Annotated in this window: 24 protein-coding genes and 1 tRNA gene; 13 read left to right on the forward strand and 12 right to left on the reverse strand. The window is 71.7% G+C overall.

Translation table 11 applies throughout. The features are described from left to right. Positions 1-38 precede the first annotated feature (38 nt). On the forward strand, positions 39-2,090 hold the full coding sequence (locus NYZ95_RS00345; protein ID WP_262847600.1) for a serine/threonine-protein kinase: 2,052 nt from the start codon (positions 39-41) through the stop codon (positions 2,088-2,090). Here NYZ95_RS00345 and NYZ95_RS00350 read toward each other — a convergent pair. Then, the gene (locus tag NYZ95_RS00350) at positions 2,073-3,200 is read right to left on the reverse strand and encodes a Fic family protein (RefSeq protein ID WP_262847602.1); all 1,128 of its coding nucleotides are present in this window, start codon (positions 3,198-3,200) and stop codon (positions 2,073-2,075) included. The two genes, NYZ95_RS00345 and NYZ95_RS00350, sit on opposite strands and share 18 nt — an antisense overlap. A 227-nt stretch (positions 3,201-3,427) precedes the next feature. Continuing rightward, entirely contained in the window at positions 3,428-4,153 is a 726-nt protein-coding gene (locus tag NYZ95_RS00355; RefSeq protein WP_262847604.1) for a collagen-like triple helix repeat-containing protein, read from the reverse strand. 307 nt (positions 4,154-4,460) lie between these two features. Here NYZ95_RS00355 and NYZ95_RS00360 point away from each other — a divergent pair, with 307 nt between their 5' ends. Together NYZ95_RS00360 and NYZ95_RS00365 are read left to right on the forward strand one after the other, a co-directional pair. Then, a complete protein-coding gene (locus tag NYZ95_RS00360) occupies positions 4,461-5,438 on the forward strand; it encodes a type IV pilus assembly protein FimV (protein WP_262847606.1) in 978 nt (325 codons plus the stop codon). A gap of 4 nt (positions 5,439-5,442) precedes the next feature. Next, positions 5,443-6,063, forward strand: a complete 621-nt coding sequence (locus NYZ95_RS00365) for a dihydrofolate reductase family protein (RefSeq protein ID WP_262847608.1) — start codon at positions 5,443-5,445, stop codon at positions 6,061-6,063. On the opposite strand, the gene NYZ95_RS20235 is transcribed toward NYZ95_RS00365, so the two are convergent. Continuing rightward, positions 6,041-8,191: a heparinase II/III domain-containing protein gene (locus tag NYZ95_RS20235; RefSeq protein ID WP_262847610.1), complete on the reverse strand. Its 2,151-nt coding sequence runs from the start codon at positions 8,189-8,191 to the stop codon at positions 6,041-6,043. The two genes, NYZ95_RS00365 and NYZ95_RS20235, sit on opposite strands and share 23 nt — an antisense overlap. Positions 8,192-8,348: 157 nt before the next feature. Between NYZ95_RS20235 and NYZ95_RS00375 the strand changes: the two genes are divergently transcribed. The 4 genes from NYZ95_RS00375 to NYZ95_RS00390 all read left to right on the forward strand — a co-directional run bounded on the left by NYZ95_RS00375 (position 8,349) and on the right by NYZ95_RS00390 (position 12,381). After that, positions 8,349-9,527, forward strand: a complete 1,179-nt coding sequence (locus tag NYZ95_RS00375; RefSeq protein WP_262847612.1) for a PucR family transcriptional regulator — start codon at positions 8,349-8,351, stop codon at positions 9,525-9,527. Between the two features lie 95 nt (positions 9,528-9,622). After that, complete coding sequence (locus NYZ95_RS00380; RefSeq protein WP_262847614.1) at positions 9,623-10,915, forward strand: NAD(P)/FAD-dependent oxidoreductase; 1,293 nt, start codon at positions 9,623-9,625, stop codon at positions 10,913-10,915. Between the two features lie 22 nt (positions 10,916-10,937). Then, the gene (locus tag NYZ95_RS00385) at positions 10,938-11,615 is read left to right on the forward strand and encodes a GOLPH3/VPS74 family protein (RefSeq protein ID WP_262847616.1); all 678 of its coding nucleotides are present in this window, start codon (positions 10,938-10,940) and stop codon (positions 11,613-11,615) included. A 136-nt stretch (positions 11,616-11,751) separates the two neighbouring features. Next, a complete protein-coding gene (locus tag NYZ95_RS00390) occupies positions 11,752-12,381 on the forward strand; it encodes an ACT domain-containing protein (protein ID WP_372500445.1) in 630 nt (209 codons plus the stop codon). A gap of 36 nt (positions 12,382-12,417) precedes the next feature. Here the strand turns inward: NYZ95_RS00390 and NYZ95_RS00395 are convergent, their stop codons facing one another. The 5 genes from NYZ95_RS00395 to upp form a co-directional block, all read right to left on the reverse strand. Beyond that, positions 12,418-13,296: an SDR family oxidoreductase gene (locus NYZ95_RS00395; protein WP_262847619.1), complete on the reverse strand. Its 879-nt coding sequence runs from the start codon at positions 13,294-13,296 to the stop codon at positions 12,418-12,420. A 62-nt stretch (positions 13,297-13,358) separates the two neighbouring features. Continuing rightward, complete coding sequence (pntB, locus tag NYZ95_RS00400) at positions 13,359-14,744, reverse strand: Re/Si-specific NAD(P)(+) transhydrogenase subunit beta (protein WP_262847621.1); 1,386 nt, start codon at positions 14,742-14,744, stop codon at positions 13,359-13,361. A 7-nt stretch (positions 14,745-14,751) separates the two neighbouring features. Next, positions 14,752-16,299: a Re/Si-specific NAD(P)(+) transhydrogenase subunit alpha gene (locus tag NYZ95_RS00405; RefSeq protein ID WP_262847623.1), complete on the reverse strand. Its 1,548-nt coding sequence runs from the start codon at positions 16,297-16,299 to the stop codon at positions 14,752-14,754. Between the two features lie 174 nt (positions 16,300-16,473). Further along, the gene (locus tag NYZ95_RS00410; protein ID WP_262847625.1) at positions 16,474-17,445 is read right to left on the reverse strand and encodes a type IV toxin-antitoxin system AbiEi family antitoxin domain-containing protein; all 972 of its coding nucleotides are present in this window, start codon (positions 17,443-17,445) and stop codon (positions 16,474-16,476) included. A 156-nt stretch (positions 17,446-17,601) separates the two neighbouring features. Further along, entirely contained in the window at positions 17,602-18,240 is a 639-nt protein-coding gene (gene upp / locus NYZ95_RS00415; protein ID WP_262847627.1) for a uracil phosphoribosyltransferase, read from the reverse strand. A 110-nt stretch (positions 18,241-18,350) separates the two neighbouring features. On the opposite strand from upp, the gene NYZ95_RS00420 reads away from it, so the two are divergent. The 3 genes from NYZ95_RS00420 (at position 18,351) to NYZ95_RS00430 (ending at position 19,423) form a co-directional block, all read left to right on the forward strand. Continuing rightward, positions 18,351-18,818: a tRNA adenosine deaminase-associated protein gene (locus NYZ95_RS00420; RefSeq protein ID WP_262847629.1), complete on the forward strand. Its 468-nt coding sequence runs from the start codon at positions 18,351-18,353 to the stop codon at positions 18,816-18,818. A 34-nt stretch (positions 18,819-18,852) separates the two neighbouring features. Then, on the forward strand, positions 18,853-19,287 hold the full coding sequence (gene tadA, locus NYZ95_RS00425; RefSeq protein WP_262848655.1) for a tRNA adenosine(34) deaminase TadA: 435 nt from the start codon (positions 18,853-18,855) through the stop codon (positions 19,285-19,287). Between the two features lie 51 nt (positions 19,288-19,338). Continuing rightward, positions 19,339-19,423 (forward strand) — tRNA-Ser (locus tag NYZ95_RS00430). Between the two features lie 69 nt (positions 19,424-19,492). On the opposite strand, the gene NYZ95_RS00435 is transcribed toward NYZ95_RS00430, so the two are convergent. Further along, positions 19,493-20,146, reverse strand: a complete 654-nt coding sequence (locus tag NYZ95_RS00435; protein ID WP_262847630.1) for an HAD family hydrolase — start codon at positions 20,144-20,146, stop codon at positions 19,493-19,495. A 145-nt stretch (positions 20,147-20,291) separates the two neighbouring features. On the opposite strand from NYZ95_RS00435, the gene NYZ95_RS00440 reads away from it, so the two are divergent. Then, the gene (locus NYZ95_RS00440; protein ID WP_262847632.1) at positions 20,292-21,239 is read left to right on the forward strand and encodes a hypothetical protein; all 948 of its coding nucleotides are present in this window, start codon (positions 20,292-20,294) and stop codon (positions 21,237-21,239) included. On the opposite strand, the gene NYZ95_RS00445 is transcribed toward NYZ95_RS00440, so the two are convergent. Beyond that, on the reverse strand, positions 21,212-21,373 hold the full coding sequence (locus NYZ95_RS00445) for a hypothetical protein (RefSeq protein ID WP_262847634.1): 162 nt from the start codon (positions 21,371-21,373) through the stop codon (positions 21,212-21,214). The genes NYZ95_RS00440 and NYZ95_RS00445 overlap by 28 nt on opposite strands. 572 nt (positions 21,374-21,945) lie before the next feature. Then, entirely contained in the window at positions 21,946-22,098 is a 153-nt protein-coding gene (locus NYZ95_RS00450) for a hypothetical protein (protein ID WP_262847636.1), read from the reverse strand. A 50-nt stretch (positions 22,099-22,148) separates the two neighbouring features. Between NYZ95_RS00450 and NYZ95_RS20240 the strand changes: the two genes are divergently transcribed. Beyond that, the gene (locus NYZ95_RS20240) at positions 22,149-23,003 is read left to right on the forward strand and encodes a GMC oxidoreductase (protein ID WP_262847638.1); all 855 of its coding nucleotides are present in this window, start codon (positions 22,149-22,151) and stop codon (positions 23,001-23,003) included. A 21-nt stretch (positions 23,004-23,024) separates the two neighbouring features. On the opposite strand, the gene NYZ95_RS00460 is transcribed toward NYZ95_RS20240, so the two are convergent. After that, a complete protein-coding gene (locus NYZ95_RS00460; RefSeq protein ID WP_262847640.1) occupies positions 23,025-23,972 on the reverse strand; it encodes a siderophore-interacting protein in 948 nt (315 codons plus the stop codon). Positions 23,973-24,105: 133 nt separating this feature from the next. On the opposite strand from NYZ95_RS00460, the gene NYZ95_RS00465 reads away from it, so the two are divergent. Further along, complete coding sequence (locus NYZ95_RS00465; RefSeq protein WP_262847642.1) at positions 24,106-25,347, forward strand: chymotrypsin family serine protease; 1,242 nt, start codon at positions 24,106-24,108, stop codon at positions 25,345-25,347. The last annotated feature ends 6 nt before the right edge of the window (positions 25,348-25,353 follow it).

Below are 25,353 nucleotides of genomic sequence, written 5' to 3' on the forward strand. Positions count from 1 at the left end.
ATCAGCGTACGGGCGGCCCCTAGCCTTAAGGTCGGTCCATGACCTCGCCCACTCCCGAGCTGCTCCTCGCGTCGAGCGACGTCGCGCTCCTGGCCGGCGTGCGCAGGCCGGTGGTCTCGATGTGGCGCTCTCGCACGGCGGGCAGTGACCGCCCGTTCCCCGCGCCGCGCCAGATCAGCGGCCGGACAGAGATGTTCGACGCGTACGAGGTGGCCGACTGGCTCGTCGAGACCGGCCACGGCAAGAATCCGTCTGCGCGTGACGACGTGCCGGCGTTCGCGACCTTCGCGGGTGCCTCGCACCGCGACGACCCCGTCGTGTTCGCAGCGGTGACGGCGGCGCTGTGCCTGGTGGCTGTCTCGGGCCAGGAGCTCGCGGGCATGCCGGCCGAGGGGGTGCTCGACCTTGCTGAGGAGTACGACCCGGACGATCAGATGGTGTCCTCAGAGCTCGAGGCCGTGGGTGACCGCCTGCCCGCCGTGCTCCGTTTCGCGAGCCTGCTCGCCGCCAGCACGACGAGTCCGGCTGCGGCGTTCGAGCGACTGATGCGAGACCCGTTCCGGACACCGCTCGACGCGCGCAAGCCGGTGGTGCTGCACGCGTCCGTCGGTCGGCTGGTGGCGCGGACCGCGGTCGGTCTCGCCTCCCGCAGCGACGGGAGCGCCACGTACGCCGATCCCTTCGCGGCTGCGAGCGACCTGTTGATGGCGGTGCTGGCAGAGCACCGTGACCGCGGGAGCATCGAGGTGCTGACGCCGAGCGGCGATCACGGTGCGGTGCGTCTGCTGCGTCGTCGACTCCGTGTCCACGGCGTCCGCCCGAACAAGATCGTCGTCGACGGGGAGGGCAGGTTCTCCGTCCCTCCCGGCGCCACGCATGTCGTCCACCTGCCGCACCCGGGACAGCCGTCGATGTCGGCGGAGGAGATCCTGACCTCGCTCGATCGCGTGGTCCTCCCGATGGACGGCGCGCAGCGTGCGGTGGTCGTCGCGCCGGCGTCGGCGTTGAGTGACGGCATCGGTGGCCCGGCGGAGCGCCGACGAGCGGAGCTGTTGCGTTCGGGGCGGGTCCGCGCCGTCGTGCGGCTTCCCAGAGGGCTGGTCCCCGCACGGTCGAGGCAGGCGCTCGCGGTGTGGGTCGTCGGCGGCGAGCATCGCGGTTCGTCGGCCGCCGACCGGGTGACGATGGTCGGAGATCTGGCGGACACCGACCTGTCCGACACGGTGGTCGACGATCTCGCCGCGGACCTCGTCGCCAGCGCGGGCCCGCCGCGGCGGAGGCGCTCGTACGCGTACGTGCACCTCCGCCCGGTCCTGATGCGCACCCTGGTCGCGGCGCGCTCCAGTCTCGTCGAGGTGGCATCCGCGACGCCGTACCTGCCCGTCGCCGCCACGACGGTGCAGGCGAGGATCGAGCGCGCGTACGCGGCGCTCCAGCCCCTCCCGGTGCCTGCGGTGCCGTCGCTGCGAAGCGCCTCGCGCGGGACGTCGTTGCGGTCGGTCACCGTCGGCGAGATGCTCCGGCGCCGGGCGCTCCGTCTGGTGCCGGGGACGCGGTACGCGGAGGAGCACCTCACCGCGACGAGCGGTCTGCGGGTTCTCGGCGTCGACGAGCTCCTCGGCACGGCCGAGGTGGGCGTCCGGCGGATCGGGTCGCTCGTCCTCGCCGAGCACTACCCGTCGGGGCGCACGACCGAGCCCGGCGACGTGGTCTTCTGCACGAGCTCGCGGCCGGCAGCGTTCGTGGACCACGATGGCGACTCGGTCATTGCTTCTCCCGCGCGCGTGCTCCGGATCGCGGCGAACTCTGACGGGCTCCGTGCGGAGGTCGTCGCCGCTGACGTCAACGCACAGCCACCGGGCGCGCGGACGTGGCGGCAGTGGGTGCTTCGTCGGGTCGCGGAGGCCGACGGACCGGCGTTGACGAGCACGCTCGCGGCGGTGCGCGAGGCGCGCGTGGCCGCTCTCGAGCGGGTCGCTGCCCTGGACGCGATCACCGAGCTGCTGCTCGAGGGCGTCACCAGCGGCTCCCTCTCCCTGGACGTCCCCGTCACCGAGGCGACCCCCTCCGACTCAACGCCAGCGCGCTGAGGGTCGCGAGCGGGCGCCGATCCGATCCTCGAGGTCGGCGACCTCGTCCATGACGTCCGCGGCGACCCAGATCCGAGAGCGCGCGCGGCCGGTGACCTCCTGCAGGATGCCTGCGTCCTGAAGCACCTCGATCGCGTCGTAGGCGCGTGCTCGCGAGGCGCCTGTGACCGCCTCGACGGTCGCGATGTCCACGATGGGGTGCTCGGGGAGCTCGACCACCAGTCGCTGAGCAGCCGATCCTCGCCGCGCCACGATCCGCTCACCCCACTGCGCGGGCAGCGCCGCCAACCGCTGCGCAGACACCTCCGCCTCCGCCGTCGCCGTCACGGCAGCACCCGCGACGTACCGGACGAGCGACTCCACGTCGCCCGCTCGGTAGTCGGCCAGCTTCTGGAAGTACGTGTCCACGTCGGCGAGCATCACCGCGGCGAGGGGGACGACCGTGCGGCGGGTCGTCCCGCGCCGCCTGAAGAGGGCGCTGACGAGACCCCTGCCGATGCGGCCGTTGCCGTCGTTGAACGGATGGATCGCCTCGAACTGGCCGTGCGTGATCGCGGCGAGGGCCACAGGCGTGAGGTCGTCGCGGTTGGCGAACGCGACGAGGTCGGCCATCAGGTCGGGGACGAGGTCCGGAGACGGGGGTACGTGCGCGGCGTTGCGGGGAGTGAAGTCGCTGCCGCCGATCCAGTTCTGCTGCGTCCGGTAGCTGCCCGCCGACTGGCGTTCGAGGAGATCATCAGCAAGCAGTGCGGCGTGCGCCTCGAGGATCGCCCGCTCGGACAGCGGCGTGCCGCCGTCGCACGACTCGGTGAGCTGGCGCAGCGCTCGTGTCGCGGCGAGAGTGCTCGTCGCGCTCGCGGATGATTCCTCACCCAGGCTGGCGCGCGCCAGGTCGTCGAGATCGGCGTACACGCGCTCGATGCGCGACGAGGCCAACGACTCCGTGCGTGTGAGGAACTCTGCGAGCGCGGTGAGGTAGCGACCTGGCCCGGCGTCGAGGGCCACGATCCCCTGACCCGCTGCCTCGCACAGGGCGAGCGTGTCCGGCGAGAGCGGAGGCGTCCGGTCGCCGATCCGCGCCGGGATCTCCACCTCGACGTGATCGAGCATGCGGTCTGCGCGGCTGGGTCGGCGGCCGTCGATGCTGTGCAGATCGGGATTGGTCCGCCACCGTCGCCGGTCGCGAGACGTCGGCGGCCACGGCTGATCCGGTATCACCATCGGCCCATAGTCTCACATCTTGCAGTAAGTGATACTAACGGCGAACGCTGATCTCAGTTACGGGACACCGGTGTGCGGCGGCGCAGGTGATGCCGCCGCACACCCCTCGGTGGTCGTCAGCCGACGCGCACGGCGCTGACCGAGACGTCGGCGGTGTAGTTGCCGCTGCCCTTGGCGCTCGTGTCGGCGTTGTAGCCGAACGTGAGCACGTCGACCTCGGTCTCCTCTGTGACGGTGACGATCTTCGTCGACGACGCCGTCTGCTCGATGTTGCCCGTGGCCGGGTACTCACCGGTGAAGGCGGTTCCGTAGTCGGCCCCCCACGCGGAACCGTCGACCCCGCGGACCGCGAGCTGGAGGACAGGGGTCGACGCCTGGGTGTCGTCGACGCGGTCGAAGTGTGCGTACGCGTTGACGAGGTACGTCCCCGGTGGAAGGGTCATCGACCCCACCTCGGTCGCCCGGTCGGCGAAGCGGCCGCCGATGTGGGCGATGGTCACCGTGCCGGTGACCTCGCCCTCAAGCCCGCCGTTGACGTCGCTGGCGGGGTCGCCAGGCTCACCCTTCGCTCCCCTCGGTCCCGCCGGCCCGACCGGCCCCCTCGGCCCGGTCTTGCCCGGCTTGCCGGCCTGGTCGAGGAGCCGCTGGACGCCCGGTGCGAGATCGCGCTTCTTCACCTCGCCGTCCTTGATGTGCTGGGAACGGACGGCGTTGGGCCGGATGTCCCTCGCGCCGATGGTGTCGGCGGCGACCGCCCCGCCGGTGGAGAGCGCACCGATGGCCAGGACGGAGGCGGCGACGATCGCGACGGTCCTGCCGCGCGGCGTCTTCAGCTTCGACATGTGGTTCCTTTCGTGAGCCGAGGGCTCTGGTGCCCTCGGACGTGCGAACGGGGAGCGCACAGAGATGCGGCCGGAGCGACGTCGCTCATGTGAACCTCCCGAGATCTGCGACCTCGCGGCGAGCAGCCGAGCGAGGGCCAAGTGCTTCGGGGGATGTGAGGGAGTATGTCAGTATTTGGGGAAATTGTCGCGACTCGCCTTCGAGATGCACTCCTCGTTGAGATACGTAGCGTGGGGACGGTCTGTTCGGCGTGGGGAAGTCGACGCACCGCGTCGATGCGCCGGGCGGGACCTGGGGGAAGAACACATGTCTCGTACGCGCCTCGGGCGTACGGCGACGCTGCTGATGGCGCCGCCCGTCCTCGCACTCGCACTGGTCGCACCGGCCACCTCTGCCTCGGCGAAAGCGCCGCCCACACCGTCCGGACTGCCGGCTGCGGTGGAGGCGCCGGCGCCCTACGTCGGTCCGAACAGCTGCGCCAAACCGCACAAGGGCACCGCACGGCTGGGAGCCCTGCTCGTCGCGACCTGGCCGGTGACCAGCTGGTCGGCCCAGCGCGACTGCACGACCGCGACCAGCGAGCACCACGACGGCCGCGCGGTCGACTGGATGACGAACGCACGCACGAAGAACGGCAAGAAGCGCGGAGACGACCTCGCTCGGTGGCTGCTCGCCACGGACAAGCGCGGCAACGCCTTCGCCAACGCCCGCCGGCTCGGCGTCATGTACATCATCTGGAACAACCGCATCTGGTCCAGCTATCGGGCGAGCAGCGGCTGGCGGGTCTACAACGGCTGCACGGCCAAGAACCGGGCCGGCACCGCGTACGACACGACCTGCCACCGCAACCACGTCCACCTGTCGTTGTCGTGGGCGGGCGCGCGCGGCTACACCTCGTACTGGGACCGGACGGTCGCCGGTGTCAACTACGGCCCGTGCCGGCCGAGGGACCTCAACTGGGCGGGCGGCTACACCAAGCGGCGCGCGACGCCGTGCCCGTACTACCCGCGGGTCTCCGCCCCGGCGGGGTCGTCGAGCCTGCACCGCACGCTCGTCGCCTACTCAGGGCTGCGGATCTCCAAGGGCACTCGTGGACCCGCCGTGAGCGCCGTCCAGCGGGCGCTGAAGCTCCCGGTCAGCGGCGTCTGGGACGCACGGTCGCGGGCCGCGATGCGGTCGTACAAGGGCGCCCGTCGACTCGGCTCCAGCTCGGTCGTGGGCAAGCGCGTGTGGCGCAGCCTGCTCGTGCAGACCTCACCGAGCGCGCGCGTCCCGCGCACGTGACGTCATGCCGAAGCTGCGCGCGTTCAACATCGGGATGTCCCTCGACGGCTTCGTCGCAGGGGTCGACCAGAGCCTCGAAGAGCCGCTCGGCGTGGGCGGCGAGGAGCTCCACACGTGGATGTTCGACGACCCGAAGGGTGTGGACGCAGACTTCGTGGCACGCCGTACGCAGGGTGTCGGAGCGACGGTGATGGGCCGCAACATGTTCGGTCCGATCCGAGGCGAGTGGCCGGACGACCGGTGGAAGGGGTGGTGGGGCGACGACCCGCCGTACCACCACCCCGTCTTCGTCCTCACCCACCACGCTCGCGACCCGGTCGAGATGCAGGGCGGCACGACGTGGAACTTCGTGACCGACGGCATCGAGTCGGCGCTCGCCCAGGCGTACGAGGCTGCGGACGGGCGCGACGTCGCGCTGGGCGGCGGCGCGTCGACGCTTCGTCAGTTCCTCGAGGCGGGCCTCCTCGACGACCTCCACGTGGCGGTCGCCCCGGTGGTGCTCGGGGGCGGGGAGCGGCTCTTCACGGGGCCGCTGCCCGCCGGCTACGGGGTGATCGAGCACGTCCCGTCCGACGCGGTCACGCACGTGCGGATCGGGAAGGTCAGCGCTTCGGCTTCTTCTTGACCTTGACCGTGACGGTGGGCGAGGTGACGGTGCGCCAGCCCTTGCTGCCCTTCTTGGCACGGACGACCACGCGGTAGCGCTTCGTGCCCTTGCTGGTCATCTTGACCTTGGTCGAGACGCGGCCGTTGGCCTTCGTGCGCAGCGTGCGGACCTTGCGCCACTTGCCCTTTCGGCGCTCCTGCAGCACGACCTTGGCCCGCTTGGCAGGAAGTCCGAGCGAGGTGACGCGCGTGGAGAAGCGGACCTTCTGACCGACCTTCGCCTTCGCCTTGGAGCGCGCGAACGAGACCTTCGCGGCGAGCCGTGCGAACTCGTTGACCGAGGTGGTGACGGTCTGGACGCGGCCGTTGACCGTGACGCGGAGTGCCTTGTGGCCACGCACGGTCGTGCGTGCGACGCCCGGGGTGCCGCTGCTCGTCAGCACCGTGACGACGCGGGTGGTCTTGCCGGTGGCGACCGACAGCGGCACCCGGACGACCGACCCTCGGGTCGACTTGCCGTAGACCTGGCCGAGGATCCCGGCGGTCGTCGTCGCGCCGGAGACCCGGGGGACGCCCGAGGTGAGCATGCGGGCGTTGCGGGTCACGCCGGTGACGTCGGGGCTCGACAGCGCCACGTGGCGGCCCGACGTCCGCGCGGTCACCCCGCTGGGAAGCACCCACTGCTGCTGGACGGTGCCCGACTGCTTGGTAGAGCGGACGAGGTCCTCGACGACGACGGCGTCGATCGCCCGCAGGTAGTAGAGGCAGCGGGCCAGCTCGAAGCCGCTGGACGCCAGGTAGCCCGCGTCGTAGACGCACGTACGGTCGATGCCGCCGGCAGAGCTCGCCGCCTTGACGCTCCCGTACACCGAGCGGTTGGGGGTGCCGGGCGCGACCAGCGCGCTGTGCGCGTTCCGCCTCACGACCGCAGACCGCAGGCCCGACCCGTCGTACGCGTACGGGCCGGGGTCGGCGACCCAGTCGACGCCGTCGGCGTACCAGGTCATCGCCGTCGTGTCGGCGTGGCGGTGCGACGGGAGCGCGTAGCGGTCGGCGGTCCGCAGCGAGTAGAAGGTCGAGGAGGTGTCGGTGCCCGCGACCCAGCCCGAGCGCCCGAACGCGTAGCCGCCGGCGTACCTCTTGTAGAGCGCGGACGGCTTGGCCCCCGACGCTCCGGAGGTCCGGACCCACTCCGCCTCGGAGGTGGCGCTGAAGACGCCCGCCGGGATCCGCTGCAGGTGCGTGTCACCGATCGTCTCGAGGTTGCGGTCGGGTCGGCTCGCATGCGCGTAGAACGACCCGCGCGCCTGGAGCATCGACGCGATCTTGGCGGCCGACGACGTCGCCCCGTACCGGGTGAAGACCTGGTGGGCGCGGTGCATGATCGTGCCGAGGTAGAGGCCGTACCCGGGGGCGCCCTCGAGGTCCGACCCGTCGGCGTGGGCGAGCCGGCGGGCGACGTTGACCGTCTGGTCGCGCAGCGTGGTGCGCTGCGCGGAGGTGCCCGCCTGGCGCGCGCCCGCGTACGCCGTCAGCTTGAGGTTCAGCGTGGTGTTGTTGCCGGACGTGCCGTACGCGAGCGCCTTCTTGAGCTCGACGCGCAGCTGCTTGGCGGCCCAGTCTCGGTGCGCGGGCGCGGTGGCCAGCCGGTTCATGCAGACGAAGGTCCCGATGCGGAAGCCGAGGTACTGGGGGTGGTTCTGCCAGTACGTGCGCTTGCTGACGGGGTGGTCGCGGACCCAGTCGACCATGAGGTCGACGAAGCGCCGCTCCATCGCCTGACCCTCCGCGTCCCCGAGCGCGAGGCCCGTCTTGAGCAGCGGCAGCGCCCAGTGCAGCGAGTGCATGTAGCGGTCGCCAGCGGTGTCGAGGCCGGCCTGGGGCTTCCAGGAGGGGTTGGCCGCGAGCGTCATCGTGCCGTACTGGTTCATGTCGACCGTGCCGCCCATGATGGCGCGCGCCCGGCCGACGTCGGCGCGGGTCAACGACCCGAGGGTGTGCATGTTCTCGCAGATCACGTCGTAACCCGCGGCGGCGAGAGACGCGTCGTCGGCCTGCGCGGCCGGGGCGTAGGTGGTCTGCACGGCGGCGACGCCCGTCAGCGCCAGCGCCGTCGCGGTTGCGGCTCCGGTCAGGCGGCGGAGCACGGACGTAGGGCGGCGGCGAGTGCGGCGGGGGAACGACATAGGTGACCTATCGTGTCAGACGCCCTGGTCAGGGCGACATGGGTGAAATCGAGTCGTGATGTCCTCCGACGCCGAGCGTCCTGCCCGCCGAACGCCCACGACCACGTACATTTCCCGCATGGACCTCCGTGACGACGACCTCACGTCGCTCGCGAACTCGCTCGCGGAGCTCGTCGGCGCCCCGATCACGATCGAGGATCCCGACTCGAGCGTCCTCGCGTACTCGCAGAGCGTCGGCGCCGAGCGCTCACAGGCCGTCGACGACGCACGGATCACGACGATCCTCGGTCGGCAGGTGCCTCCGCACTACCGCGCGCTGCTCGACGACGCGGGCGTCTTCACGGAGGTCGCGCGAAGTCGCGACGTCGTCACCGTCGACCTCCCGGGCTCGGGGATGACCCGACGGGCGATCGTCGCGGTCCGCGACGACGCGGGCACCTTGCTCGGGTCGGTGTGGGCGGCCGTGCCCGAGGGCATCACCGACGAGCAGCGCCAGGCCATGCTCGGTCTCGCGCCGGTCGTCGCGGACCGGCTGCTGCGGATCCGTGAGCGCGCCGACTCGACGCGCCAGCGCACGGTCGAGGTCGTCGAGACGCTGCTGAGCGGGGGCGACGCGGCCGTCCGCGCGGCGCAGGCACAGGGTCTGCGCACCCCCTGCACGGTCCTCGTCCTCGCGTCGGACCGTGCGCACCAGGCCGTGCCGGGGGCGCGGGCCGGTGCGTTCGTCCTCCACCTGGCGGCGGTCGCGCCCAGTGCTGCCGCGGCACAGGTCGACGACGTCGTCTACGCGGTCGTCTCCGGATCGGAGGTCGCGGCCGCGCGGGTCGCGCGCGACTTCCTCGCCCGTACGCGCGGCCCGCTCGTGGTCGGCGTCGGACGTCCGGTCGACACCGCGGCCGCCATCGACCTCTCGGCGCGCGACGCCGACTCGGTCGTACGGGTGCTGCGCCGCCGTGGTCGTACGGAGGTGGTCGAGACCGTACGCGGTGTGCTCGCCGACGTGGTGGCGCTGCGCAGCGCGGACGCCTGGGAGGGCTACGAGGAGTTCAGCCCGTTGACGGCGCTGGTGGAGTTCGACGAGAAGCACGGTGCCGAGCTGTTGCCGACGGCCCGCGCGTACCTCGCGCACGGCGGCGACGTGGGCGCGGCCGCCGCCACGCTGCACGTCCACCCCAACACGTTGCGCAACCGGCTGCGTCGTGCCTCGCAGGCGGTCGGGGTGGACCTCGACGACCCCGACACGAGGCTCCTTCTCGCCCTCCACCTCAAGGTCACCGACGTCGCCGGCCACGGGTAGCCCGAGCGGCCCGCTGTGCGATTGCACAGCGGGCGCGGCGAGATCGTGGCCGAACGCACACTCCGCTGTGCGGCCCCACGGCCCACCATGACGGCATGAGCACGAGCACCGGCGCGTCGCGCGCCTCGAAGAGCCCTGAGCACGTCGTCGTCGCCGGCGCCGGGATGGTCGGACTCTCGACCGCCTGGTACCTCCAGGAGCGCGGCGTGCGCGTGACGATCGTCGACCGCACGGGCGTGGCCGCCGGTGCGTCCTGGGGCAACGCGGGGTGGATCTCCCCCGCGCTGACCCTGCCGCTGCCCGAGCCCGCCGTCCTCTCGTACGGGGTCCGGGCGATGATGAGCCCGTCCTCGCCCGTGTACGTGCCGCTGGCGGCCGACCGTCGCCTGCTGCAGTTCCTCGTCGGCTTCGCCCGGCACTGCACCCCGGCCCGCTGGCGGGCGGCGATGGCGATCTTCGCCGAGCTCAACCGCGACGCCCTCTCGGCGTACGACGTCCTGGGCACCGGCGGTACGGCCGGGCACGAGGTGCGCGAGCCGATCCGCGACGCCGACCCGTTCCTCGCCGGCTTCGCCTCGGTCGAGGACCGCAAGGTGCTCGTCGACGAGCTGGCCCACGTCGTCTCCTCGGGTGGCGAGGTGGACTACGAGCTCCTCACCGGCGACGAGATCCGGTCCCTGGAGCCGACGCTCGGCGCCGGTGTCCGGGCCGGCGTGCGGATGCTCGGCCAGCGCTTCATCAACCCGCCCGCCTACGTCGCCTCGCTCGCGGAGTCCGTCGTGCGCCGCGGTGCGGAGCTGGTCTCGGGCTTCGACGTGGTCGACGTGAACGACTTCGGGGCGAACGGCGTCGAGGTCGTCTCGGCGACCGGTGAGCGCCTGCGCGCCGATGCCGTCGTCCTGGCCACCGGCACCTGGCTCGGCGAGCTCGCCCGCTCGTACGGCGTGAAGCGCGTGGTGCAGGCGGGTCGCGGCTACAGCTTCACCGTCGTCCCCGAGCAGATGCCGAAGAACCCGATCTACTTCCCCGTCCAGCGGGTGGCCTGCACGCCGTTGGGTGACCGGCTGCGCGTCGCGGGCATGATGGAGTTCCGTCGTCCCGACGCCCCGCTCGACCCGCGCCGGATCAACGCGATCGTCGAGGCGGCCCGTCCGATGTTCACCGGCGTCGACTGGACGGCTCGTCAGGAGGAGTGGGTCGGCTCGCGTCCGTGCACGGCCGACGGCCTGCCGCTGGTCGGCGCCACGCGCTCGCCGCGGGTGCACGTCGCGGGTGGCCACGGCATGTGGGGCATCGCGCTCGGCCCGCTGACCGGCCGGATGGTCGCCGACGGGCTCACCGGGCACGCGCTGCCGACGTACGCCCGGCACCTCGACCCGCTGCGCTGACACGCGGGATAGCCTGGCGGCCATGCTGATCGCCGAAGACCTCGTCCTCCTCGTCACCGACGACGAGACGGGCAAGAGGTCGGTGACCGGCACCGGGTACGACGCGGCCCTCGGTGGCGCCCTGCTGATGGAGCTGGCGCTGCGCGAACGGGTCGACGTCGAGGGCGAGGGACGGCGGACGCGCGTCTTCGTACGCGACGGCTCCCCGACCGGCGAGCCCTTGCTGGACGACGCGCTCGCCCGCCTGAGCGCGGGCGGGCCCGTGCCGCCCAAGAAGGCCGTCACGGAGCTGGCCAAGAAGGCCTCGGAGCGCGTCCACGACAGTCTTGCCGCGCGCGGGATCCTCCGTCGCGAGGAAGGGCGCGTCCTGGGGATCTTCCCGGTGACACGCTGGCCGGCGGAGCACTCGGCGCACGAGGCGGGGCTGCGGGCGCAGCTCCACGGCGTGCTCGTCCTGGGCGTGCAGCCGACCCCCGAGATCGCCGCGACGGTGTCTCTCCTCCGTGCGGCGAACCTGCTCTCGGCCGTCGTCGACCGAGCCGACCGCAAGGTCGCCAAGCAACGGGCGAAGGAGATCGAGTCCCTCGACTGGGCGAGCGACGGGGTCCGCCGGGTGGTGGAGGCCGCCGACGCCGCGGTGCTCGCCGCCGTCATGGCCGCGACCGCTGCCACGACGGCCTCCACGACAGTCAGCTCCTGAGCCGGCCGGCGGCGGGACGTTTCGATCGCTGAGCGGAGTCGGTATGCTCGGCGCGGGCACAGGCCGTGGTCACCGTCGACCGCGCACGCGTGAGGAGCGCGGACGGCTGAACGGAGGATTCTGACCAATGGCGTTTCTGCTGCGAATCGAGCTTCCTGACGTGCCGGGGTCCCTCGGCGCCGTCGCGACGGCACTCGGTGAAGCGGGCGCAGACATCCACGCGATCGAGATCGTCGAGCACCGCTCGGACGGCAAGGCCGTCGACGACGTGCTGCTCGAGCTCCCGGTGACGACGATGCCCGACCAGCTGATCACCGCGTGCCACCGTCTCGACGGTGTCCGGGTGCAGTGGATCTCGCGCTACAACGCAGGCGCCAACCTCTCGATGGACCTCGAGGCCGTCGAGGCCTTCACGGCCGAGCCGGCGCGCGCGCTGGAGAGTCTGGTCGACCGCATCCCCGAGACGTTCCGTGCCGACTGGGCGCTCCTCCTGGCGCGCGGCGGTGTCGGCGCCCGGGTGCTGCACGCGACGGCGACCGCGCCGGAGTTCGTCCCCGACGTCGAGAAGTGGTTCGCGCTCGACCACGCGCAGCGCCTGAGCCCGCTGGCCGAGTGGGGCTCGATGGTCCTCGCGGGGGCTCCCGTCCCCAAGCGCGACGCGGTCGTCGTCTTCGGACGCCACGGCGGCCCGCCCGTCCTCGACTCCGAGCTCGCCCGTCTCGGGCACATCGTCGCGCTCGCCGCCTCGGTCGGCGCGACCGCCTGACCGTCCCCCGTACTGTCGGCGGTCGGCCGGTCGACGCTACTTCCGGTCGGTGACCGGGACGTGGCTCGAGTGGTTGCGGCCGAGCGCCGCGACCTCCGCCTCCATCGTCGGGATCGTCTGCTTCACCATCCGCTTGGCGATCGGCTCGACGAGCGCGGACGACAGGAGCGGCTTGGTGATGTTGGCGACCACGACGCCGCGCGGGACGTACACGCGGCGCTTCTTCTTGGCGATGCCGTCGCAGATCGCCGTCACGCAGTCCTCGAGCGTGGTCGTGCCGTTGGCAGGCCACGGGAGCTTGCCGCGGATCGCCTTGAAGCTCGGGAGGTCGGCCTCGGTGCCGCGCACGATGTCGGTGTCGATCCACGACGGGTGGCAGACCCCGACCTTGACCCCGTGGACCCACATCTCCTGCCGGGTGGCGAGGGCGAGGGCCTCCACACCGGCCTTGCTCGCGTTGTAGGGGGCGAGGCCGGCGAGCGGGGTGAACGCGGCGAGCGACGAGACGACCAGGAGGTAGCCCTTGGTCTCGATGACGTGCGGGATCGCTGCGTGCAGGGTCCGGAAGACGCCGTTGAGGTTCACGTCGACGACCCGCTCGAAGGCCTCGGGGTCGACCTGGCGGACGGTGCCGTACGAGGCGATGCCGGCGTTGGCGAGCACGTCGTCGAGGCGTCCGAAGTGGGTGGCGGCCGCGTCGATCGCGCTGGTCACGGCGGCCGTGTCGCGGACGTCGGCCTCCCACCAGGCCGCCGCAGGACCGAGCTCTTTCGCCAGGGACTCGAGCTCGTCGGGCTCGAGCCCGATCAGGGCGACGCGCCCGCCGCGGCGGACGTACTCGCGGGCAACACCTGCGCCGATGCCGCGCGCGGCGCCGGTGACGACAGCAACCCTGCCGTGGAACGTGGAGGTCATGCAGGGAAGATACCGTCGGTATCCGGAATGTGCCACCCTCGATGTCGCATCGCGGATGTCGCCTAGAGGGCGCGGAGGATGTCCTCGACCCGCTCCTTCGCGTCACCGAAGAGCATCTGGCTGTTCTCGCGGAAGAACAGCGGGTTCTGGACACCCGCGTACCCGGCCGCCATCGAGCGCTTGAACACGATGACGTTCTCGGCCTCCCAGACCCGCAGCACCGGCATGCCGGCCAGCGGGCTCGACGGATCCTCGGCTGCCGCGGGGTTCACCGTGTCGTTGGCGCCGATGACGAGGACCACCGAGGTGTCGGCGAAGTCGTCGTTGATCTCGTCCATCTCCAGGACGATGTCGTACGGGACCTTCGCCTCGGCCAGGAGGACGTTCATGTGGCCCGGCAGGCGGCCGGCGACCGGGTGGACGCCGAAGCGGACCTCGACCCCGCGCTCGCGCAGCTTGCGGACGAGGTCGGCCACCGGGTACTGCGCCTGGGCGACCGCCATGCCGTACCCGGGGGTGATGACCACCGAGCGGGCGTGTGTCAGCAGGTCGGCGGCGTCGGACGCAGTGATCTCGCGGTGCTCGCCGTAGTCGGTGGTGTCGCTGCTCGACGCCTCGATGCCGAACCCACCGGCGATGACCGAGAGGAACGACCGGTTCATCGCCTGGCACATGATGTACGACAGGTAGGCGCCCGAGGAGCCGACGAGAGCACCTGTGACGATCAGCAGGTCGTTGTTGAGCAGGAAGCCCGACGCGGCCGCCGCCCATCCCGAGTAGCTGTTGAGCATCGACACGACCACGGGCATGTCGCCGCCGCCGATCGAGGCCACGAGATGCCAGCCGAGGGCGAGGGCGAGCACCGTGACCACGATCAGCAGGACGAGACTCGGGGAGACGACGAACCAGATCGTCAGGGCCACGAAGGCGACGAGCGCCCCGATGTTGATCGCGTTCTTGCCCGGCAGCATCAGCGGCGCCGAGCGCATCCGGGCCGACAGCTTGAGGTTGGCGACGATCGAGCCGGTGAAGGTCACCGCGCCGATGAAGATGCCGATGAAGATCTCGGCGTGGTGGATGTCGGCCAGCGAACCGGACAGGTGGTTCGGGGCGAGATAGCCGTTCCAGCCCACCAGCACGGCGGCGAGGCCCACGAACGAGTGGAGCAGGGCGATGAGCTCCGGCATCTGCGTCATCGCGACGATCCGGGCACGCCAGAGGCCGATCGCGGCGCCGATCAGCACGGCGGCGAGCAGGAGCGCGATCGCGGTGACGTCCGCGACGTCGGCGACGAGGACGAACGTCGCGACCAACGCGATCGCCATGCCGGAGATGCCGTACCAGACGCCGTTGCGCGAGGTCTCGTGCTTGGACAGGCCGGCGAGGGACAGGATGAACAGCAGGGAGGCGACGATGTACGCCGCGGTGGCAGCACTCTGTGCAGTCATGGCGGCGTCAGTCCTTCGAGAACATGCTGAGCATGCGACGGGTCACGGCGAACCCGCCGAAGACGTTGATGGAGGCCAGGAGGATCGCGACGAACGACAGCACCCTGATGGTGGTGGCGTTCTCCGTGCCGTCGCCGACGGCGATCTGGAGCATCGCGCCGACGACGATGATGCCGCTGATCGCGTTGGTCACCGACATCAGCGGCGTGTGCAGGGCGTGGTGGACCTTGCCGATCACGTAGTAGCCGATGACCACCGCGAGGGTGAGCACCGTGAAGTGCTCGGGCAGCGGAGCGGGCGCGAACGCGTTGACGAGGAACAGCGCGAGGATGCCGGCACCGATGAGACCCCACTTCACCGCCGGGCTTGTCGGAGCCTTCTCCGCTGGTGCGACGGGGGTCGGGGCGGCAGCCGCGGCCGCCGGGGCGGCGGACACGGAGACGGGCGGCGGAGGCCAGGTCTTCTCGCCGTCGCGGACGACGGTGACGCCGCGCTGGACGACGTCGTCGAAGTCGAGGACCAGCTGGCCGTCCTTGCCCGGCGTCAGCAGCTTGAGCAGGTTGACGATGTTGGTACCGAACAGCTGCGACGCCTGGGTGGGGAGGCGGCCGGCGAGGTCGGTGTAGCCGAGGATCGTCACGCCGTTGTCGGTGACGACCTTCTCGCCTGCGACGGACCCGGCAACGTTGCCGCCCTGGGCCGCCGCCATGTCGACGATGACGCTGCCCGGCTTCATGCGGGCGACGTCCTCCTCGGTGATCAGCCGCGGCGCCGCGCGCCCCGGGATCAGCGCGGTCGTGATGACGATGTCGACGTCGGCGGCCTGCTCGGAGTAGATCTCCGCGGCGCGCCGGTCGTACGCCTCGCTGGTCGCCCGTGCGTAGCCGTCGGTCGAGACCTCCTGCTCGACGTCGACCTTGAGGTACTCGCCGCCGATCGACTTCACCTGGTCGGCCACCTCGGGCCGGGGGTCGGTCGCGCGGACGATCGCGCCGAGGCTGCTCGCTGCGCCGATCGCGGCCAGGCCGGCAACGCCGGCGCCCGCGACAAGCACCTTGGCGGGCGGGACCTTGCCGGCCGCGGTGACCTGACCGGTGAAGAACCGCCCGAACTCGTGCGCGGCCTCGACCACTGCCCGGTAGCCGGCGATGTTGGCCATCGACGACAGGACGTCCATCGACTGGGCGCGCGAGATCCGCGGCACGGCGTCCATCGCCAGCACGGTCAGCCGGCGCTGCGCGAGCTCGTCGACGAGTGCCTCGTTCAGCGCGGGTGCCAGGAGGCTCACAAGGGTCGCGTCGTCGGCGAGCAGCGCGATCTCGTCCGAGGTCGGCGCGTTGATCTTCAGCACCAGGTCGGCCCGCCAGGCCTCGTCGCGCGGCGCCGTCGAAGCGCCCGCCTCCACGTACGCCTCGTCGGAAAAGCTGGACGCCTCGCCTGCGCCGGACTCGACCACGACGTCGTACCCCAGCTTGATCAGCTGGGTGACGGTCGCCGGTGTGGCGGCGACGCGGGTCTCACCCGGCGCGGTCTCCCTGACCACGCCGATCTTCATTGGGCAGACGTTAGCCTCAGCGGCCGCCGGACGACCAGTGGGTGAGATGCGCGTCTCGTACGGTGGACATCGCCCCTCGGCTCGGGTATGACCCCCGTCACTTTCCGTTGGCCCACCGCGGCGTGCGCGCCCCACCGGAAGATTGCGGTGGGGGTCGACGGCTCCGGTGGGGTGTCAGCCGAACAGGCGCCGCGACTGCTCCATCTGCGCGCGGACGCGGTCCGCGACCCGGCGGTCCAGCGCGAAGACGTCGCTCCAGATCAGACGAGACATGCCGAAGCGCTGCCCGCACATCTTCTCCTCGCGGCGCTTCTCCGACACGACGACTCTCGAGGCGTCGTCGCCCTGCTTGTACGGGCGGAGGTACTTCCGGAGCCCGTCGAACTCGCCGAGGTGCCGCCACTGCGGCCAGGCGTAGTCCGAGCGGCCGAGGAACCTGCCGTCCTCGTCGAAGACGTCGTACTGGAGCTCCGGCTCCGGCAGGTCGAACACGTGGAACATCCATCGCCCCAGCGACTCGCCGGGCGACTCCGACCTGCCGTCGGCGAACGTGAGAGCCGCGGCCGCGCGCGGGCTTCCCCGCCACCCGCGATGACGCACCTGGGCGCGCTCGAGCTGCTCGCGATCGACGAGCTCGCGGTGGAGGACCGCGTCCATCAGCACGACGCCGCTGCGCACGTGTGCGAGCGACGCCGACTCCCAGACCGCCCGCGGGAGCGTGGACACCGGTCGGCCTGCGACCTCGGCGATCTCGTCATCGGCCAGCGAGCCCTCGTGGAAACGGACGCCGGCGACCGTACGCCCGGTTCGGCCGTCGAGTCGTGTCACGTGCACGACCGAGAGGTCCACCGCGACGAGCGGCAGGCCCCGTACGGCGATCGCCGAGTGGTGGGTGAGCGCGGTGCCCGGCCCGAGCTTGTCCGCGACCGCGAGGCAGCAGACCGCGTACCGCTCCGTCGCGTCGAGCGCCTCGTGCATCCGGCTCAGCGCCCACGCGCCGTACCGCACCTTCGTGAGCGCTCCCTGCCGACGGGCAGCCGCGAGCGGCGTCGGGCCGTACCCGTACGCTCGCGCGTCGGCCGTCGTGAAGTAGCCGCCGCGCCGTTCGGCGAGCGCTCTGATCGCCGGGTCGTGCTCGATCTCCATCCCGGAAGCCTGGCGGGACGCCACCGGTCCGCGCATCCACGGCGCGTCGCAGCTGTGGACAACCGGCGATTCCGTCGGCGTACCCCCACGAAGCGTGCGCGCCCCACCTCAACGTTCAGGTGGGGCATGCAGGCTTCGGTGGGCCCAACGAAGCGGTCAGACGACGCCGTAGAGGCGGTCGCCCGCGTCACCGAGGCCAGGGACGATGTAGCCGTGCTCGTTGAGCCGCTCGTCCACCGCGGCGACCACGAGCGAGACCGGCACGGCGATGTCGGCGAGGTCGGCCTCGACGCGCGCGATGCCCTCCGGGGCGGCGAGGAGACAGACCGCCGTGATGGCCGTGCATCCACGCTGCACCAGGAACTCGATCGCGGCCGACAGCGTCCCGCCCGTCGCGAGCATCGGGTCGAGCACGTACGCCTGGCGGCCGGTGAGGTCGTCCGGCAGTCGCTCGGCGTACGTGGCGGGCTCGAGCGTCTCCTCGTTGCGGATCATCCCGAGGAACCCGACCTCCGCCGTGGGCAGGAGGTGCTGCAGGCCCTCGAGCATGCCGAGACCGGCGCGCAGGATGGGGACGATGAGCGGCTTCGGCGGCGCCAGGCGGACACCCTTCGCGGCGGCGACGGGGGTCTGGACCGTGACGTCCTCGACGCGCACGTCACGCGTGGCCTCGTACGCGAGCAGCGTGACGAGCTCGTCGGTGAGGCGCCGGAAGGTCGGGGAGTCGGTCTCGGCGTCCCGCAGGGTGGTGAGCTTGTGGTCCACCAGCGGGTGGTCGACGACGTGGATGTCCATGACCGGAACCCTACCGAGCGACGAACGGGGTGCGTCTCCCCAACACTGGGCTGCCTTCCTCTGCCATCCTCGGGTGTACGTGTTGTGCTGCGTCGAAGGAGGTGTGGGTCGTGGCGGAGGACCAGGTGGACGTCGCGGTGCTCGCCTACCGCGAGGAAGGCCTCTGGCAGGTGTCTCGCCTGCCTGCCGACGTGACCGCGAGCGTCGAGGATCTCGAGCGTGCGCTGCGGCCGTTCCCGTCGGAGTGCGGCGTGATCGGCATGGTCGCCGTGGACGAGGACTTCTTCGTGCTCGCGCGCGTGACCGGACCGCGGACCCAGCTCCTCCTCTCCGACGTCACGGCGGTCGACGAGTGGCCGCTCGCCAGCTCGGTCGCCGATGCGCTCGACCTGCCCGACCCGGAGGAGGACGACGAGCCGCAGCCGGCAGGCGACATGGAGATCCTGAGCGATCTCGGTGTGACCGCGATCGACCTCGCGGTGCTGCTCGACGACCCGGACGCCTACCCCGACGAGGTCCTCGGCGACATCGCCGAGCGGCTGGGCTTCGGCGAGGCCTACGAAGCGCTGCTCGACTGACGTGGACTCCCCGCTCGCGTACGACGAGGGCCTGATGGGCCGTGCCCTCACGCTCGCCTCCCGCGCCGTCGAGACCGGCGACGTGCCGGTCGGTGCCGTGGTGGTCGACGCCGACGGCACGGTGATCGGCGAGGGCTGGAACGCCCGTGAGCGAGACGGCGACCCGACCGCCCATGCCGAGGTGATCGCGCTGCGTGCGGCGGCAGCGGCCCGCGGGGAGGAGTGGCGGCTCGACGGCTGCACGCTGGTCGTGACCCTGGAGCCGTGCACGATGTGCGCCGGTGCGCTCGTGCTCGCTCGGGTCTCGCGGCTGGTCTTCGGCGCGTACGACGAGAAGGCGGGCGCGGTCGGTTCGCTCTGGGACGTGGTGCGGGACCGTCGGCTGAACCACCGTCCGGAGGTACGTGGAGGCGTGCGGGCGGAGGAGGCCGCGGCCCAGCTGCTGGCCTTCTTCGCCGACCATCGATGAGGCGACGACCCGGTGCGGGAGGACTGGGGTCGGTCCGGTAATCTCTTCTGCGGTGGCGTGTCCGAGCGGCCGAAGGTGCAACACTCGAAATGTTGTGTAGGGAAACCTACCGTGGGTTCAAATCCCACCGCCACCGCCGTACGAACCCCGCCCGGGATCCCGGGCGGGGTTCGGTGCTTTCGGTGCTTTCGGGGCGCTCTCGGCCTCAGCGCAGGTCGGCGACCAGCGCGGGCGTGACCTCGCCGACCTGCTCGACGACCACGTCGGCGAGCGCGAGCGCGTCGGGGTCGGGCGGGAAGGCGCGGTTCGGCACCGCGACGACGGCCATCCCGGCAGCGTGTGCGGCGCGCAGTCCGCTGGAGGAGTCCTCGACGGCGACGCACGCGTCCGCCGCCACTCCCAGCTGTCGGGCGGCCTCGAGGTAGACGTCCGGGTCGGGTTTGCCTCGGTCGACCTCCTCGCTCGACACGACCACATCGAAGTGGTCGGCGATGCCGGCGAGCTCGAGGACGAGCTCGATCAGCCTCCGGTTCGACGAGGAGGCGACCGCGAGCCGGTACGAGGCGGCGAGGGCGGTGACCGCGTCGACGGCGCCGGGGAGCAGCGGGAGGTCGTCGCGGTAGCCGTCCGCCATCGCGTCGACGACCTCGCGGCCGATCTGCTCGGGCGTGCCGGGGACGCCGAGCTCCTCGTGGAGGTACCGCTCCCACTCCGGTGCACTCATGCCCTGCATCGCGCGCGTCGCCTCGTCGGGGAACGGCCGGCCGGCCGCGGCGACGAGCTCGCGGCGTACGGCGTCCCACCGTTCCTCGGAGTCGATCAGCACGCCGTCCATGTCGAACACGACGGATTCAGTCATGCCGGGAGCCTAGCGACGCGGGAACCGGCGAATTTGTGACACAGAGTTGCGCATGGGTTTACGTCCGCCTCTCTCGGGGCACCCACGCGGCCAAGCACCCGCGAGAACGGTGCCCCCGGCACGGCGTACCCACCCAGGAGCCACCATGACCGACCCTCGCCCTCTCGCCGACCTCGACCCCGCCCGCCCTCCACTCGTCACCGGCCGACGGGCGTTCCTCGTCCGTGCCGGCGTCCTCGGCCTCGCCGTGGCGCTCCCGCCGGCGCTGGCCGGGCCTCCCTCGGCGGGCGCCGCGGCGCCGACCGCGACCGCCGACGTCATCGAGGACCTCATGAGGTGGTTGCGGCCGCAGCTGCAGCGCCTGGCGTTCGACACGTTCAGCGGAGTCGCGGCCTTCTGCCTCCCCGGACCCGACCTCTACTCGCTGCGCCAGCTCGAGGTGCGCGCCGAGGCGGGTGGCGTCGCGACGAAGACGCCCCAGTTCCTCATGGACACGATCGACGGCTATCTGCCGCTCCCGGACGCGATCGTCGTCCCCCTCATGACCGAGGGCACGCGCGAGCTCGGCTCGCTGCCGACGCCGCTGCCGCTGTCGCTGCGGCGGGTCGGGCTGTCGCGGGCGCAGCGCGTCGACGAGGCGCTCACGCTCGTGCTCGAGAACGACGAGCACCTCCCGGCCTCCATCGTCATCGCGCTGCTGCTCAACGTCACCGCGAGCGTGCTCGTGCCGGCATCGCTGTTCCGGATCGGCTTCGACTCGCCCTTCGCGCGCCTGCGCTACACCGAGAAGGCACGCGTGTTCGCCGACCTCGAAGGGCCTGAGCCCTCGGTGGTGGCCGCGCTGCGACCGCTCGTGGGCGACTTCCTCGCCGACGAGCTGCGTTCCCTGATCCGCTTCCTCTCGATGGCGATGCTGGCGCTGCCCTCGGACGGGATGTACAGCGAGCAGTCGACGTTCGACCGCGCCACGCGTCAGCTCGTCCGCCGCCCGATCGGGTGGGACCAGACGCGCTACCTGCCCGGGCGTACGCGGCCGCCGGACGGACATCCGGAGCTGCTCGGCTACTACCAGGGCCGGACGGAGGTGGCGTGATGCGTGACGTCATCGTCGTCGGCGCCGGTGGCGGCGGCCCCGTCGTCGCCGCCGAGCTGGCCGGTCGTGGTCTCGACGTGCTGCTGCTCGAGGCCGGGGCCGCCCACGACAACCCGGAGCAGGAGTGGACCCATTTCGAGAACGACGCCTTCAACCCGAAGGACGGCTACTTCCGGGTCGGCCCTCGGGACCGGTCGCGCCCGGCCTGGATCCGCGACCAGCCGCAGAACTCCTACATCTGGAACGTGACCGGCGTCGGGGGCACGACGCTGCACTACTACGGCAACAGCCCGCGGGCTTACCAGGGCGCGTTCGCGGGGTACGACGGCGCGGACCGCGGTGCGTACGACACCGCGCACGCGTTCCCGTTCGGCTACGACGAGCTCGTGCCGTACTACGAGTGGGTCGAGGCGACGCTGCCGGTCCAGACCGCGCCCATGGGCCGAAAGGAGCGGGTGTTCTTCGACGGCTGCGAGGCGCTCGGGCTGCCGGTGCAGACGACCAAGGACACCCACGGCGTCGCCTTCCGGCCGCAGGAGAACGCGATCCTCCAGCCTCACGGCACGGCGGGCCGGACCTCGGACTCGTCCTTGCTGCACTACCCGCAGGCGCAGGGATGCACGTTCTGCGGCTTCTGCGCGCAGGGCTGCCGCTCACCGCTCGACGCGCCGCGCAACCTCGTCGCCAAGCGCTCGACCGACAACAGCTACGTGCCGATGGCCGTGACCGCGAGCGCGTGGTCCTCGGGCGGTCGCGACGCGACGCTGGTGACCGACGCGTTCGTCACGCAGGTCCACACCGAGGTGCGTGACGGGGAGCGCGTGGCGACCGGCGTGACGTACCGGACCAACGACGACAAGGACACCGTCCCGCGAGGACGCCCGGGTCGTGGTGCTGGCCGGAGGCTGTGTGGAGACGCCGAGGCTGTGGCTGTCCTCGGAGCTGCCCAACCCCAACGACTGGGTCGGCCGCGGGCTGACCGACCACGCGCTGGACTGGATCGTCGGCACGTTCGACAAGGACACCGGGGCCTCGCGGGGCCCGGCGTCGGCGGCCCGCGCGGAGTTCCCCGGTTACGGGTGCATCGAGCAGGGCGGGCTCCCGCCAGCGCTCCAGGCCTTCAGCATGAGCTTCAGCGGCAGCGGGATCAGATGCCAGTACGACCTCGGCCGCGGGAAGCGGGGGGCGTGGGACGGCAGCTCGGGGCGGCTCGCCGGTTCGGAGCTCAAGGAGGTGATGGGCCGCGGCATCGACCGGCTGCTCAGCCTGCTCGTCATCACCGCCGACGACGTCGAGGCCCGCAACCGCGTCCGCCTCCCTCCGCTCTACCCGCGAGACGAGCACGGGGCCCCGGCCCGCGTGGAGCTCGACGGGTCGCGGCGCTCCCCGGCGACGGTCCGACGGCGCGACTACCTGGCGAACCGTGCGGCCGAGATCCTGCGTGCGGCAGGGGCGAAGAAGGTCTACCGCATCGACTGGGCGCCGCTGATCCTCCACACGCAGTCGTCGATGCGGATGGGGGCCGACCCTGCGACCTCCGTGCTGGACGAGCGGTGCGAGGCGCGGGGGGTCAAGCGGCTGTTCGTCGCGGACAACTCAGCGCTGGCGAACTCCCTCGGCGGGCCCAACCCGACGCTGACGACCCAGGCGCTGGCGACACGCACCGCGGAGACGATCTTCTCCACCTACTTCGGCGGGGACCCGTGGGTACGGACGGAGGCGCCCGTCCCTTCGACCGACCCGCGGATCAGCGCGGCGCTGTGAGCGGGTCGGGCGCCGGCGGCGTCAGCCCTCGGCGCGACCCTGTCGCCAGTAGCCCATGAACGCGACCGAGCGGCGGTCGAGCCCGCGCTCGCTCACGAGGAACCGGCGCAGCGTCTTGATCGTCGACGCCTCGCCGGCCAGCCACGCGTACAGATCGCCCTGCGGTGGCAGCGGGAGCCCGACGTCGTCCAGAGGGACCTCCCAGAGGATCTCGCTGTCGACGTCGACGTCCTCGAGCGCACGGGTCGAGGGGGCGACCGTCTCGACCCGGGTACGCACGCCGGCGAGCAGGTCGTCGGCGGCGCGGCGGACCGCCGGGACGAGGTGCGCACCGTGCTCGCCGCCCTCGCGGGCGACCCACGTGAGCGCCATCCCGCGGGGCCGGGTGAGCTCGGTGAAGTCCTCGGCGTACGGCACCTCGACGACGACGTGCCCGCTGGTCGAGGCCGGCAGGTCCTCGAGGATCCGGCTGATCGCGGGCAGTGCGGTCTCGTCGCCGACGAGCAGGAGCGGGTGCCCGGGGTCGGGGACGGCGAACTCGATCGCGCCGTGCGGACCCGGGTGGAGCGCGTTCGGGCCCATCAGCGCTCCGCGCGTGCCCGGCCGGCAGGTCGCCGCGTACCGGCCGGCAGGTCCGGTGGGGCCGTGGAGGACGACGTCGACGTCGACCTCGCGAAGCTCCGGGCGGACGTAGCGGATCGTGTACGTACGGATGGGGTTGCGGTGCTCGTCGGGGAGGCTGCGCCACTGGTCGTACCAGTCGAGCCCGCTCGGGACGTGGTCGTACCCGCCGGTCGCGTCGGGCAGGACGAGCTTGATGCGCTGGTCGAAGCCGTTGTCGGCGATCTGGTCGAGGTCGTCACCGCGGAACGTGAGACGGACGAACGAGCGGGAGAGCACCTGCGTACGCGCGACCTCGACGTCGAAGAAGCGCCAGGCGGCGACGGCGGTGTCGGTCGTGGTGCTCACGGATTCTCCTCGTTCGGAAGCGCATCTCAGGTAAGGCTAACCAAAGCCGGCCAGATGGTCCAGCAGTTGCCGAGCGGACCTAGTGAACTCCCATTAACCTTCGGGCAGCGGACCCTGCGACGAAGGAGCCCCGATGTCGACTCCACGCCAGCTCATCACCGTCCCAGCCCTCGCGCTCGTCCTGAGCGCCGGGCTCCTCACCACCACCGGCGGTCCCGCTGCCGGTGACGAAGCCCCCACCTCCGCCGAGACCGCGACGGTCACTACCGTCCAACGTCAGGTGGCCCAACGACTGACCGCCCTTCTCACCCCCCGAGGCGCGAAGCCCGCCGACGGCGTCCCCGTCGGCCTCGACGCCGGGATCATCGGAGTCATCGGCAGCGCCGCCGACGGCTACGAGGTCGTCGTCACCCGTGAGACCGACCCGGCCGCGCTGATCGCGCGGGTGACGTCGGGTCTTCCCCCCTCGGCACGTGCCAACCTCACGGTCACGAAGTCCGAGCGCAGCGCGGACGAGCTGCGGACGGCCTGGCGACAGGTCATGGCGCAGGAGTGGGCCGACGACGCCGCTCAGCGCAGCAGCTTCAGCATGGACCTCGATCCCGAGCTCGAGTCGGTGGTCGTCGACGTCGAGGGGGCGGCACCTGCCGCAGGTCGTCTCGACGTCGCGCGGGCACCGGTCGAGGGCGTCAAGCCAGGCGCCGTCGTCGTCCGCTACAGCGGCGAGAGCGCCCGGGCCTCGCGCAACTCCGACACCTCGCCGCACTGGGGCGGTGCCCGCATCACGGCCGGCTCGACCGGGTGCACCTCCGGGTTCACGGTGAAGAGCAAGTCGTCGAGCACGCGCTACTCCGTCACCGCGGGACACTGTGGTCCCAACGGCACGTCGTGGTACTCCGGCTCGTACTTCTTCGGGAACACCGCCGGGCGCACCAGCTACCCCGAGTACGACCAGGCGCGCCTGGCCGGCTCGACGTACACGAACTCGATCTACACCGACGGCCTCGACAACTTCACCACCCGCGTGGTCACCGGCGCCAACGACGGCGACGTGGGTGACTCGGTGTGCCTGTCGGGCCAGGTGACGAAGTCGGTGTGCGGGGTCGAGATCAAGAGCCTCTCCGCGACGTACTGCGACGACCCGGACATCCCGGCGACCTGCACGACGTACCTCATGCGAGGCCGACGCAGCGACGACCGGGTGATCGTCCGCAGGGGCGACAGCGGCGGCCCTGTCTACCAGCGCAACTCCACGCTCCCGCGTGCCTCCATCCGAGGCATGATCATCGCCTACGACATGGGCGGCATCCGGGTGTACGCCGAGCGCTACAACTCGATCTCCAACCACCTCGGAGTGGTGGCGATCACCAGCTGAGCACGC

Origin of the sequence: Mumia quercus (assembly GCF_025506335.1) — a bacterium.
In the GTDB taxonomy this organism is placed as follows: Bacteria; Actinomycetota; Actinomycetes; order Propionibacteriales; family Nocardioidaceae; genus Mumia; species Mumia quercus.